The sequence below is a fragment of the Shewanella electrica genome, assembly GCF_022321485.1.
Taxonomy (GTDB): Bacteria; Pseudomonadota; Gammaproteobacteria; order Enterobacterales; family Shewanellaceae; genus Shewanella; species Shewanella electrica.
Genome location: NZ_JAKOGG010000005.1, coordinates 144,925 through 158,359 on the forward strand (window position 1 = coordinate 144,925; position 13,435 = coordinate 158,359).

Sequence of the window (13,435 nt, forward strand, 5' to 3'; positions counted from 1 at the left end):
AATTAACTATGTATCATCCGCCTATTGGCCTGCGCACCAAAACGCTGGTGTTGTCGATGTTTCTGCTCGGGCTGCCGTGGTTAGGCTATAAGTATGTGTGGGAGATGGAAAAATACCTGCGCTATGGTCAAGAAAAAACCCTCGAAGGCACCACTCAGGCGGTAGCAACCGCCTTGCACGAACGTCCAAAACTATTTGATAAACAAGCCAGTTTTCTCAAGCAGGTAGAAAAAGGCCGCGACTTATACGCCTACCCGCTCAACGGCCCAATCCAACTCGACGGCAAATTGTCCGACTGGGACGAATACAGCCACAAAGCGATGGAATATGGCAGCGATAACCGGCTATTTTTGGCGCAAAATAGCGATTCAAAACTGCACTTTCGCCATATGGTGGGTAAATATTCCGGCTATCTGTACGCCTTTTTTGAAGTAAGCGATGCCAACGTGGTCTATCGTGGCCGCAACAGCTTGGCGGTTGATCGCAACGACATGTTAGCCATTGCCACGCTAGCACCAGACGGTAAATTCCGCCGCTATGTGATTGCAAACATGCAAGATGGTTGGCTCAGCGCCTTTGAACTGCCTGAAGACCCGGCACTCGATACGCCCGTAAAACCCGAAATTCGCATTCAAGGCCAATGGGTGAAAACCGATGCGGGCTACAACATTGAACTGCGTATGCCGCTGGAGATGGTCGGCTCCAAACTGGGTTTTGCCATTCATGATGTGAATGACAAAAGCACTCGCCAAGTGGAAGCCATCGTCGGCACCTCCGCCACCGATAGCGCCGATAAACTCGGCACGGTACTGCTGCCGTCACCCGAGATTGAAAGCATCATTAAAGGCATGGGCCACAACAACTCACGCATTTGGGTGGTGGATATTCACGGCCGCGTGTTAGCCAAATCTGGCAATTTACATGATGGTGGCGGTGCGTGGTCGGAGCCCGAAAACGAGCCGCAAACCTTTTGGAGCAAGTTGCAGCAAAAGTATCTTAACCCGCTGTATTACAAGATATTGACTCGACCACCGGATGACTTTGTCGATGCGTTGAAAGACTCAACCGAGTTGCAAGGCAGCCATATTCAGCAAGCATTGGCAGGCAAACTGGCGTCTACCTGGCGACTTACGCCAGACAAAAAAGCCGTGGTGTTGGCCGCCGCCAGCCCGATTTGGATTGACGATAAAGTGATGGGCGCGGTTATCGCAGAGGAAACCACCCACGGTATTCGGACGATGCGTAACCGAGCGCTGGAAAAGCTGTTTAACATCATTCTGATAGTGATGAGCATCGGCACTTTGAGCCTGTTTTTCTTCGCCTCCAGCATCTCAAGTCGCGTGCGCAAATTGCGTGACCAAGCAGAGCAATCGATCGACAGCCAAGGCCGCATCCGCAACGCCATCATACCGTCGCCGGTGCGGGATGAAATTGGTGATCTGTCGCGCAGCTTTGCCAACGTGGTCGGCCGCCTCAGCCAATACACCCATTATTTAGAGAACATGTCGTCGCGCTTATCGCACGAGTTGCGCACGCCCGTGGCAGTGGTGCGTAGTTCATTGGAGCACCTGAGTTTGCAGCCGATTGACGGCGATGCGATGAAATATGTTGATCGGGCACAAGAAGGCGTCAAACGGCTCTCGCTGATCCTATCCAACATGAGTGAAGCAACGCGCTTGGAGGAGTCATTGTCCAATGCCGAGGCCGACCAGTTCCCGCTCAGCAAAGTGGTCAGTGGTTGTATCGCCGGTTATCAGATGACCTACCCTAACGAGCAATTCGCCTTTACCGCGCCCAGCGAGCCGATGATGATGCTCGGCGTGCCAGAATATATTGCGCAACTGATGGACAAACTGATCAGCAACGCTATTGAGTTCCACACGCCCGGCAGCATTGTGCAAGTGAGGTTGATCCAGCAGGCCAAGCACGCCATTCTCAGTGTCGAAAACGTCGGGCCGCAGTTGCCAGAGAACATGGCCGAGGAGATCTTTGAATCTATGGTGTCGGTGCGCAGCCAAACTACCCAGCAGAAACCGCACTTAGGTTTGGGGTTGTATATTGCACGGCTGATTGCCGCGTTCCACGGTGGCAGCATTCGCGCCGCCAACCTCGCCGATGGCACCGGCGTGGTGTTTACCGTGACGCTACCGCTACAATCAAGTTGATCGAGCAACACACTCCCAAAGAAAACGGCGAAGCTGCATGCCTCGCCGTTTTTATCAAATGCTATCAAAGAGCAGTGAGTATCACTTAACCAAAAAAGCAGCCCAGCTCGTCTTGGTTAATAACATCGAAAACTTGCTCAATGGTTTTAACTTGGCTATCCGGCTCATAACTATGCCATTTCAAATCTTGGCGCTGCCAGTAAATTTTCCAAACGCGCTGGCTTTGGACATAGGTGGCTTTTGCCACCTCAATATCCTGATATTGCGATGGATCTTGCCAAAGCGGACGCGTCTCAAAGATAAACACCGACTGTTGTTCCAAACGCCAGCCAATATCCCACTTATCCCTGATACTTGGTGCAGGTCGACGCACCGCGAGAAATGCTTCAGCCGCTTTTTCAATCTTCTTTATTTCAAATTCACTTAAAGCCATAGCTCTCTCAATTGGCCTGCCATTGATGGAGCGGCATATTACCCCAACGTGGTATCAAGAATCATCATCAATGCAAAGCCGACCATCAGCCCTTGGGTGGCTAACATCTGGTGACCATTGCGATGGGTTTCGGGGATCACCTCATGCGACACCACAAACAACATTGCCCCGCCTGCCAACCCCAAGCCGATGGGATAAGCCAACATAAATCCACCCGCTAAGCCTACGCCTAACAATGCGCCTAATGGCTCAAGCAATCCGGTAGCGCATGCCACCAGCACCGAAAACAGTGGCGTAAAACCTACCGCACGTAACGTTAACGCTACAGCCAAACCTTCGGGAATATCTTGTAGCGCAATCGCGGTGGTCAACGGCAAGCCGATAGAAACATCCCCCTGCGCAAACCCCACACCTACCGCCATTCCTTCAGGAAAGTTATGCAACGCGATAGCGAATACAAATAACCAAGCACGGCCACAGCGTTCATTTCCGGGGCCACAGGGGCCAATCTGCGCGTGTTCGTGCGGGGTGAAATGATCTAACCCCATCATCAACGCCACACCAACAGCCATGCCCAAAATCACCAAACCACCACCAGCAATGTTACTGCCGGTGATTTCTGTGCCCGCTTCAATCCCCGGCAGCAGCAGTGAAAACGCAGAGGCGGCCAACATCATGCCTGCGGCGAACCCCAGCATGGCATCTTCTAGTTTTTGTGGAATCGCTTTCAACAGCAATGCGGGAATAGCACCAACGCTGGTACCAACAAAACAGGCTAAACCGCCCCACGCCGCATATTGCATAAATTGGCGCTGTTCGGGAGATTCCAGCAGTAATAGACTTTGCACAAATAACGCAATGACCAGCAATAATGAGCCAAGTAGCGCAGTTGCCATCAACGGATGAGCTTTAGCGTGGTCGCGCAAAATTTCCCACCAAGAACCCTTTGATTGAACACTAAAATCCATAAAAATCCTCGTACAGACAGGTGTCATGCGGCTCATAGCAATACGCTGCGAGCCAAAAAATCGGTCAACTATCGCCGCGAATCACTTCTTATTGAGTGTGTTCGCCACATTAGCTCACCAATGGCGGTTGCGTTGTTTTATAGGCGCGACATTATTGCTAGCCACTCTACCTGCAGTATCGCAAACTGTCATATTGAATCGCTCGATTAAGCTAACCGATAAGCAATATTGTGGCTTATCGCCAATCGTCGGCCCCATCTGGCGGCGACACATGAGCATTTTTCATTAACGCATTTGCTGTTTTTGCGCCGACAAATCGCTAAATAAGGTGTTAAGATGCCAATCCACAAGTGAATCCAAGGTGTGTTGTGCATCTTGCTAACAAACCCTCATTCGTTGGTTGCCGTAATAGAGTCTCAAATGAAAAAAGCCACTCAGATCGTCTCACTCGGACGCGATAAAAAATGGAGTAAAGGGGTTGTAAACCCGCCAGTCGTACGCGCTTCTACCGTGATTTTTGATACGTTAGAACAGATGAGCCACGCTGCGGCCAAACGCGGTGAAGGTGAAATGTTTTATGGTCGTCGCGGCACCGATACTCACTTTGCCTTGCAAGCCGCCATTGCCGAACTCGAAGGTGGTGCAGGCACTGCATTGTATCCATCGGGTGCTGCAGCCATTAGTGGCGCACTGCTGTCATTCCTCAAAAGTGGCGATCACCTGTTGATGGTAGACAGCGTGTATGAACCGACCCGCGACCTGTGCGACAAAATCCTTCAAGGTTATGGCGTTGAAACCACCTATTACGACCCGCTGATTGGCGCGGGCATTGAAGCGCTGATCCGCCCAAATACCAAAGTGCTGTTTTTAGAATCGCCAGGTTCCATCACCATGGAAGTGCAAGATGTGCCCACCCTGTGCCGCATCGCCCATCAGCACGGGCTGATCACCATGCTGGATAACACTTGGTCATCCCCAATCAACTGCCGCCCATTTGAACTCGGTATCGATATCTCTATTCAAGCGGCAACCAAATATATTGTCGGCCATTCCGATGTAATGATGGGCACCGCCACCGCCACTGAACAATACTGGCCACAACTGCGCGAAAACAGTTATTTACTCGGGCAATGTGTGTCGGCTGATGATGCGTACCTCGCCCTGCGCGGCTTACGCACGCTAGGCATTCGTTTAGCGCAGCAACAGAAAAATGCATTGGAAATCGCCCACTGGCTCGATGCCCGTGACGATGTTGATCATATTCGCCATCCGGCTTTCCCATCCTGCCCCGGCCATGAATTTTTCAAACGTGATTACCTTGGCAGCAACGGTTTGTTCTCATTTGTGCTGAAACAAGGCGGCAATAAAAAAGCGATGCAAGCGTTTGTCGAAGGCATGGAACACTTCAAAATGGGCTTCTCTTGGGGCGGCTACGAGAGCTTGATCTTGGCCGAATTTGGCATTGAGAGAATTCGCACTGCGACCCAATGGGACAGCAGCAAACCGATGTTCCGCGTGCACATTGGTCTAGAAGACACTGAAGATTTGATTGCCGACTTGGAAGCCGCCTTCGACCGTTACCACGCCGCATTAGGCGCATAATCGCCTACATAAACGTAGTTCCATAAATCTCGCCGCTGATGGTTAGGCTCGCACCAACTGAGCGCCAACCATCAGCGGCGTTGTCGTAACTGACTGTACCTGCGTTGTTATCCCCGCAACATGCTAGCTTTGCCAACGCCAGTTCAAGTATTTTCGTCAGCACATCAGCACATCAGCACATCAGCACATCAGCACATCAGCACATCAGCACATCAGCACATCAGCACATCAGCACATATTAACTGTGCGCCACATAGCAGCATCAACGATTAATCCACCATAGGGCTTTGCAGCCCGCACCAGCGCTGCTACTCTCGAATGACACTCTCGACAAGGAACGGAGAACGCACTATGAGCAGCCATCGCATCAATGAATTACTCGACATGCTAAATCCCGCTTGGCAAAAAGACCCTAACCTCAATCTCGTGCAATTTCTGCAAAAATTAGCTGATGAAGCTGGTTTTAAAGGCAACCTTAGTGAACTGTCCGACGACGTACTGATTTATCAACTAAAAATGCGAGACATGGACAGCAGCGCCCCAATCCCCGGCATTCAGAAAGATTATGTTGCTGATTTCAAAACAGAGATCCTGCGAGCAAGGGGAATGTTGGATGAGTAACAAGTGAGAAAATGGTGGAAACGAGATGACGAACTCAGCGGTGGCGCATTGATAGCTGATGCGGAACCTAATTACGCATTTGACCACATGTCGGATGCGAAAGAAGACTACATTTTTCTTAAAAAGAGATTGGCCGAAATGGCAATCCCCTTTTAGGAAGTTGTTGACTATTTATCACTCGGCAAGATTGATAGTAAAGATACCGTGTATTACGCCATGTACAAATACCATGGTGCCTTTGAAAAAAAAGTAGTAGCCATTGCTAAATATTGAATCACCACTACTTCACTAGAGAAAAGTGAGACTAAAACGTTAGCGCTATAACACAGTAAACGTCTTTTCTGCGAGCAAGGTGCCATCGGTGCTTACTGCGGAGAAATGATATTGCCCGGCAATGAGTTCATCCGCGGTTTCAAAATGCCATCCAAGAAAAATATTCGTGTTGCTGTAGCCATTTTGTTGCCAGGTCGATGTGTGCATTTTTACGGTTTGGCTATGGGCATCAAACACCGGATGCACCACGTGGACATCATGTACCAACACTCGCGGCGCATTGGCGGGTTCGGTAGCGGTAAACCGAAAGCCAAAAAACATACCAAGCAAAGGCGTGATTTCAGTGGTAGCAACAATACATTGCGGTTCTCTCGCGGTCTTTCGGGTTGAACAGCTTTCTGGGTCGGTATTGCCCGCCATTTCATACACACCAAAATCAACAATATGAAAGGCGGAGTCAGAGTAAGATTTCAACCCATGTTGGGTTATCAGCACCTGCACATGCTGGCGCAGTTTTAACGACTCACTCTGTGCCATACTCAGCACAAACGCGCCATAGCTTGGCTGCTGCGCCAATACTGTCAGCATCGTAATTTGATCAGCGATTTTCTCTTGCGGCACCAGTGAGCGAATATCGATGCGTTGAGCGAGCTGCGCCACACAGGCGATATTGTTGTTGGCCAGCAACATTTTGAGGATCGCCTGCTTATCGACATCAACGCGCATCAATAGCTCAAAATATGCGGTTTCGTTTAACGCCAAATCGAGTTGTAGGCATTGATAAGACACCATCCCGAGTAACCGTAGCGTATTGTGCTGTAGCGTTGGGCTGGTGTTCAACAGTACATCACTTAGTTCCACATCGTGATAACTACGCCGCTCAATGAACCCTCGAGGGTTAATGGCATTGCCCAAGAGATGTTGCGCTTGGTCACTGCTTACCGCTCCGCGGATAAAGTCCAACGCCTGCTGGCGCACGTAGTGTGCAAAATCGGCTTCAGATGCCAAGCGCAGTAGTTCGTCGTAATTCGCTTGTGGGCAACTGCTATCGATGATGATGAAATGAATGTTGGCTTGATCTGAACTATGCTCGCACGCACCTTGTTGAATCGCCCACAACAAGGCATTGCCAAACACTGGCACCAGTTGCGCTTGTTGTTTTTGCAGCACAATATATTGATCACGTTGGCGTTCAAGCTGTTGCTGATAATACTCGACTGGACTGGTGAGATTATCTGGTTGGCCAACGGGTGTCTGTTTAAAAATTTGCTCGATAAGCGCGGGATGGCGATCCCACTCATAGCTGGCAATATATTCACAATACAACTGCTGATTAATGAGCCGATTTTTGAAGTAAACCGGCACATCAAACACAGCCCCTTCGCGTTGCAGTGAGCGGCTGACAATATCCAGTAAAATCTGGTCATAATCGCTGCTGAAATCATGCTCCGGGAACAGTTCGGCAGCATCATTTAATAACGTCAGTTGCTGACTTCTAGGCAGCAACTGCGTCGCCGCCTCCAGTGTTTTACGCTTTTTCAGTTTTTGCGTCGATAGGAAGGTGTTTTTCGGCGCGGGTTGATTTCTGGTAATCCAGTCAGTTAACAGTTGTGCGTAACGTGGCTCTTCGTCAACATCCTCGTAGCGCGCATATTGCTCCATGATAAAAGCCCAATACCCCGCCTCTGACAATCCTTGCTGCATGAATAAATCCAGCATTTGCTGCATCTTGTCATGGTCATCAGTGAGGTATTCATCCTCTTGATATACCTTCGCTAACAAAAGACTTACCCGCACTGGTGCCAGCGCGAAAGTAAGTTTTAACAATCGGCTCAGCGACGCAGCACACGCTAGTTGCTGATGCTGTGCAGCAATATGTGCGACATACAGCAGCTTTTGGGTGTTTTCACTGGTGTTACCGAACCAGCGGATTTGTGGTTGCTGAGCGGAAATTTCATGGCTTTTGCAGGTCAAATGCTTCTGCATGGCGCTAAGCGCGGCGTTATCGCTGGCGTCTGAGCTGAGGGACTCACCATTAACAGCATAAATCCCGGTAGCAATGTAATGACATAAGGCCGACTTAACTGGCAATTTTTCAGCAATTTCTTGCTGATGACGTGGGCTAAGCGTGTTAACGCTGTTTGGCTGCAACATGTCGACTAAGTACTGCTGCGGCAAGTCAGTGCTTTGCCATAAATCCTTTAGCAATTGCTCAACAGCACAAGTATCCAGATATACTGCCGCAGCCTTAGCCAAGGCATTGTTGTGAGGTTCGCGTTGCAAAATAAGCGCCGCCAACACGAGGTTAGCCACAATCAGCTTGTCATCTGGCTCGTCGTCATCCGCAATATTCAGCAATGTGGCTGGCACAAGCGTTAGCGCTTCTGCATGGTTGCCGACAATCAGTTGATACCACTCGTTCAAATCATCAGCTTTAACGGTGTCGCCATAAAGGCCAAAGCCTTCAAGTTCTCGAGTTAGCTTTCGTAGCCATTCGTGATGATAGTCCTCACCCAAGCTGATGTTTGGCGCTTCATCCGGCACTAGGTCAGCAACAGGTGCTGTTTTGCGCAACCGAGTTTCGCCTTGCGGAAAGTCCAGCAACCCGCGACCCAGTTGCTGTTCTACGTAAGTTGTTAGCTCAAGCAGCGCCACTTCAGCGGAGCTGTCGATGAATTGCTGAGTCAGGTACAAGTCAGGGTCGAAATCGTCATCCCAAGAGTTGTACGGATAGTGCAGTAACATCATGTCCATCAGCATGTTCTGCAACGGATTGTCGGTAAGAAGATTGCTGGAATATTGCAAAAAGGCTTGCTGTTGAAAACGTTCCACCAGCAAATCTTTAAACAGCTGGTAGTTGCTATCGCTCTCTCTGAAAAAGCTAATTAAATCAAAAGAACGTTCCGCAGCGGCCAGCGGTTTAACCTCTTCACACTCGACGTCATATCCCAACATAGCAGCGCGCGCGTTGCTATTATCACAGTAACAAAAAGCTTTGAGCGTATCGGCGGTGATCCCTAGCGACGCACGCCACTGTTCAAGCAAAGACAATGGCTCGGGCATATGTTCATCATCCCAATAAGGGATCAAATAGCCCGCGAGTAAATAGCCATATTCAGGGTATAACGTGGCGGTGAGTAATAGCGGTGTTAGGCCAAATGGATCTTCGTAGGTTAGCCACATTTCTGCCGAATCGTTGGTTTCTCTCGCAAAACTGACAATGTCTTCACAGGCTTGTTTTACATCATCTTTTAGCTCTGGATGCTGTAACGCACAGGCAAAAAATAGTGTTTCGGTCAACGTTACCTCAATGAGATTAACACCTTTCTTTGCCGTATCATCGCCAAGGCCCTGTGCCAGAAACTGCCAGATGGTGTTTTGCGCTGAAAAAAAATCTAGCGAGATAACATCTACATCAGGCGCAAAAGCCACCAGACAAAAATCGTGTTCAAATCCTTTGCCAGTAGCAATGAGCTCGCCGTATGCACGCAGCGCCGCACGGATAGATGCCACATCAGTGGGAGAGTAAGCAATGGTGTACTTGGCCGCTTTCGCTTCAAATGCCATGACAAGGTCCTTTTTTCAAAATATCCGTATATCTTTCAGGCGCAAGCTCGACAAATAGCTGCCAACCTTATTACTGCCTAACAATAGTGCGTCACGGCAGTAATTTACCTGTGTAATGAGAGAGTTACTAAAAATTTCAGAGGCGCGATGATAACGAATTTTGCCGCAAGGTGCATGCGTTAAAACAGGTAATTGGGAAATAGAAAAACCAATTATCGCGATACTTCACATAGTCGAGGTAGGCTAGTGGCTTCTCGGGCGCCACCATAACCATTAGCGCTACCACTGAAGCCAAAGACCAATAATTTTGTCTCATTCAGCCACAAGCGGTAGTCGACGCTCGAGTGCATTAAACGCCCTATCTTGATAAGCTCAGCTGCCTTATTTAGGAATCCTAAGCACACAATTAACTAGGAGTAATCATGGCGATGGAGAGTCAAACACCCAATGCAACCAGCGAAGACCCTATGGTTGAGGTCTTTGTTCCCGCATTGGTGGCACTACTCACGCGAGCAGAAGAATTAGCCGGACGGCCGCTCACCGAAAACGAAGTGAATAATATCCGTGATAAAGCAACCAAAGTGAGTCAACCGCAAACCTTGATACCTGCGCTGATCCAACAGCGCGGTTACCACGACCTGTATGCGCCCGAAGCTTGGTTGCAATGGCAGCTATATAAAGCAGGACAACTCGATCTGAGTGTTATTCAGACCGACGAGCAGTAAGGGCTCGCCCAACAAAAGTCCAAGAGTCATTGCGAGCGTGAATAGAATGCGACAGCGCCTCCGCCAGTTTGTACTTACCGCCCCAAATAAAGGATTATTTGCCGAGATGAATTACCGAGAGCAGGACTTTAACGCGCTGAATATCGCCGTCAGGTGGTTAGATAAAACGCATGCGAAACACGCTTATGAGTTCGCCTGTCACTACATGGCAACTGGCAGCCATAACCTGCATAGCGATTCTGTTACTAACATCATCGAACATCGCATAACCAGTGATTCGGTAGCAAGTCACAGACTAGCGAGCCATTTCCCTAGCGATGGTACAGTGTAAATCATCTACGGGCCTAGCAGCATTTGTGTAGTGAGCACGCATGATTTTTTACTGCATTGGACTGAGTTATTTATGCCCAGTCGCGATGATGCGATTGTGCTACATAACCCTAGCCGCACGGTAATGTGCTACTGCCACGACCAAATACTCTCCATTGGCGAGCGCATTGAATAACGGCGGTTGCAACATATCGGCCAGCATCTCAAAGAGAGCAGCAACAGAAGGACTCAGCTTTGCAAAAGACAGCAATTATCACTGGCGGCAGTCGCGGCATTGGCGCGGCAACCTGCCAACTATTAGCCAAACAAGGCTACAACGTAGTGGTTAACTATCTCAGCAATCATTCCGCCGCACGCCAAGCTTGCCAAGAGATAAAGGCGCTCGGTGGTCAAGCGATGATGATGCAAGCCGATGTCGCGGTTGAGTCTGAAGTCATGCGCTTATTTGCAACAGCGCAAAACGCGTTTGGGGCGGTAACGCACCTAGTCAATAATGTCGGTATTTTGTTTGAGAAAACGGACCTGAGCCACATCAGTGCCGAACGTTTTATGAAAGTGATGACCGCCAATGTGCTCAGCACCTTTCTGTGCACTCAAGCCTTCGTTAAGCAATGCAGCAATGGCGGTGCTATCGTCAATGTCTCTTCTGCCGCCGCACGTTCCGGCGCGCCGTTTGAATATCTCGACTATGCCGCATCAAAAGGGGCGATGGATTCACTGACTAAAGGGCTGTCACTGGAATTGGCCGCCAAAAATATCAGAGTCAACAGCGTGCGGCCGGGGTTTATTGAAACGGATATTCACGCCGATGGTGGCGAACCAAATCGCGTACAACGTTTGAGCCCACAAATTCCGCTACAACGCGGTGGCACACCAGAGGAAGTCGCCAACGCCATTGCCTTGCTATTATCGGACGAGGCGTCCTATGTCACCGGTTCATTTATTGATATCGCAGGCGGTAAATAGCAGCATCAACCATGACGGGCTGTTGCTGTTTTGTTTTTGTTCAACATCAACGCACTATGAATGGGACACGACCAGTGATGCCTCGTCCACTTTAAAGGCTACAGTCCCTAGTTAGCCCACTCGCAAAAACCTAAGCTAAACCGATGAATGTTGGTACGCCCTTACGCTGATTGCGCGAAGAGAATATGCTAGATTGAATTTTTTGCATTCAGCGTTGTCAGAGCACATAGTCTGTAAGAAAGTCATAAATAACAACCCTATGCCACCCGAACAACTAGAAACAATTAAGATGTCGAACGCAGATTTAATGGCGGCAATGTCCTGCTGTAATACGGTAAGTGCGAGTGATCTCGGTAAACTGATCACCTCGTTACGCAATCAAATGATGGCAAAATTAGATGAGGCGTTAAAACCGTTCGATCTTACCGCCGCCCAGTTCGCTGCCATCAAACTTATCGCCAACGGCCAAGCAGATACCTTGGCAACCCTGTGTGACATAATGCAACACGATAAGGGTGCCATGAGCCGCATGTTATGTCGCATGGAGGTGAAAGATCTTATCGTAAGAAAGCCGTGCCCTCATGATGGCCGCCAGTTTAAGTTGGCCCTTTCAGAAAAAGGCGCAAGCCTGTTTCCGCAGACAATGCCCGTTGCTAATAGCGTATGTGAACTGGCATTTGCCGGTATTTCAGAAGCAAAGCGTACTGAATTTTTAACAATGCTGGTTCATTGTCGTAAGAATCTTGACTAATTAACCCCCAACCAAGCGCCTTCTCACGCCAACATAGTTGCCTAGTCAAGCATATGGGGTATCATGTGTTGCTTAAGCAATTATTAACGAGAGGGCAAAATTGCAAACTGTCATCGATTTCCTCTCTGCAAAGATTCTAGGGCACGATTTTAATCAAGAACATTTGCAGATTCTTCACGAGGGAAGATTCGCCAATGCGGTGGTGTATCGCTATCAGGACGATAGTTACAATTTAGTAATCAAAGACTTTTCCAGTCGAAACTGGCTCGTAAAAAACACTATGGGGCGGTTATCTATTCGACAGGAATATGCCGCTATGTCTGCGCTGCAAGGCATCGAAGGTATCACGCCTGAGTGCTATCTGCTGACAGACTACACCATCGCCTATCGCTACTTTGAAGGGGACACCCTCAAAGGTTATGCCAAAAAAGGCCACCAATTGCAGCCAAGTTTTTTACACAAACTTGAGCAGATGATCCGTGAAATCCATGCCAGAGGCTGGGTACACCTAGATCTACGCAACATGGAAAACATTTTGATCGACGACCATGGCAACCCTGCCATCATCGATTTTCAATCTTGCATGCGCTGGCACAAGTTTCCGATATGGCTGCAAAAATTCATGCGTTATGCCGATATCACCGGTGCTTATAAGGCGTGGACGCGCTATGGTGCCACACAATTGCCACGACATAAGCAAACCTTCCTTACGAAGTACAATGCCACGCGCAAACTCTGGGTGTTCCGCGGTTACCCAATTCACCGCATGAATTTGAAGCTCAAAGCCATGGCCGCGAGTATTTTGAGTATGGATTTGGTGCGTAGTTTTATGGAGCTGTTCTGATAACTCAGTTATCACTATCGTTCCGCTAGGCTGGCTCTCTCCGCTCTTCCTCATTAAATCAATATCGTGACAGTTGCTGCATTGGCATTAACTGCGATGGGCAATGAAGAAAACGGAGTGAGCTTGCCGCGTACCGCCCTCTTTCCATAGCAACCAATGCCCCTCTTCGTTGTCGGCCAACGAACTCTCA

Annotated in this window: 12 protein-coding genes; 9 read left to right on the forward strand and 3 right to left on the reverse strand. The window is 49.1% G+C overall.

The genetic code is table 11. From position 1 onward, the window contains the following. The first annotated feature begins 8 nt into the window (after window positions 1-8). Window positions 9-2,165: a proteobacterial dedicated sortase system histidine kinase gene (gene pdsS / locus L9G74_RS09620; RefSeq protein ID WP_238896094.1), complete on the forward strand. Its 2,157-nt coding sequence runs from the start codon at window positions 9-11 to the stop codon at window positions 2,163-2,165. Between the two features lie 85 nt (window positions 2,166-2,250). Here pdsS and L9G74_RS09625 read toward each other — a convergent pair whose 3' ends face one another. After that, window positions 2,251-2,598, reverse strand: coding sequence for a DUF3024 domain-containing protein (locus L9G74_RS09625; protein ID WP_238896095.1), 348 nt, complete (start codon window positions 2,596-2,598; stop codon window positions 2,251-2,253). Between the two features lie 38 nt (window positions 2,599-2,636). Further along, window positions 2,637-3,566: a ZIP family metal transporter gene (locus L9G74_RS09630; protein ID WP_238896096.1), complete on the reverse strand. Its 930-nt coding sequence runs from the start codon at window positions 3,564-3,566 to the stop codon at window positions 2,637-2,639. A gap of 420 nt (window positions 3,567-3,986) precedes the next feature. Between L9G74_RS09630 and L9G74_RS09635 the strand changes: the two genes are divergently transcribed. The 3 genes from L9G74_RS09635 (at window position 3,987) to L9G74_RS09645 (ending at window position 5,945) form a co-directional block, all read left to right on the forward strand. Further along, on the forward strand, window positions 3,987-5,168 hold the full coding sequence (locus L9G74_RS09635; protein ID WP_238896097.1) for a cystathionine beta-lyase: 1,182 nt from the start codon (window positions 3,987-3,989) through the stop codon (window positions 5,166-5,168). Between the two features lie 351 nt (window positions 5,169-5,519). Next, window positions 5,520-5,789, forward strand: a complete 270-nt coding sequence (locus L9G74_RS09640; RefSeq protein WP_238896098.1) for a YihD family protein — start codon at window positions 5,520-5,522, stop codon at window positions 5,787-5,789. 3 nt (window positions 5,790-5,792) lie between these two features. After that, entirely contained in the window at window positions 5,793-5,945 is a 153-nt protein-coding gene (locus L9G74_RS09645; RefSeq protein WP_238896099.1) for a hypothetical protein, read from the forward strand. Between the two features lie 162 nt (window positions 5,946-6,107). Here the strand turns inward: L9G74_RS09645 and L9G74_RS09650 are convergent, their stop codons facing one another. Continuing rightward, window positions 6,108-9,629, reverse strand: a complete 3,522-nt coding sequence (locus L9G74_RS09650; protein ID WP_238896100.1) for a DUF3859 domain-containing protein — start codon at window positions 9,627-9,629, stop codon at window positions 6,108-6,110. Window positions 9,630-10,051: 422 nt separating this feature from the next. On the opposite strand from L9G74_RS09650, the gene L9G74_RS09655 reads away from it, so the two are divergent. From L9G74_RS09655 to L9G74_RS09675, 5 genes are all read left to right on the forward strand, one after another. Next, a complete protein-coding gene (locus L9G74_RS09655; RefSeq protein WP_238896101.1) occupies window positions 10,052-10,354 on the forward strand; it encodes a hypothetical protein in 303 nt (100 codons plus the stop codon). 46 nt (window positions 10,355-10,400) lie between these two features. Further along, the gene (locus L9G74_RS09660) at window positions 10,401-10,685 is read left to right on the forward strand and encodes a hypothetical protein (RefSeq protein WP_238896102.1); all 285 of its coding nucleotides are present in this window, start codon (window positions 10,401-10,403) and stop codon (window positions 10,683-10,685) included. Between the two features lie 233 nt (window positions 10,686-10,918). After that, window positions 10,919-11,650: a glucose 1-dehydrogenase gene (locus tag L9G74_RS09665; RefSeq protein ID WP_238896103.1), complete on the forward strand. Its 732-nt coding sequence runs from the start codon at window positions 10,919-10,921 to the stop codon at window positions 11,648-11,650. A gap of 193 nt (window positions 11,651-11,843) precedes the next feature. After that, complete coding sequence (locus L9G74_RS09670) at window positions 11,844-12,401, forward strand: MarR family winged helix-turn-helix transcriptional regulator (protein ID WP_238896104.1); 558 nt, start codon at window positions 11,844-11,846, stop codon at window positions 12,399-12,401. A 202-nt stretch (window positions 12,402-12,603) separates the two neighbouring features. Then, entirely contained in the window at window positions 12,604-13,245 is a 642-nt protein-coding gene (locus L9G74_RS09675; RefSeq protein WP_326521514.1) for an RIO1 family regulatory kinase/ATPase domain-containing protein, read from the forward strand. Window positions 13,246-13,435: the final 190 nt, after the last annotated feature.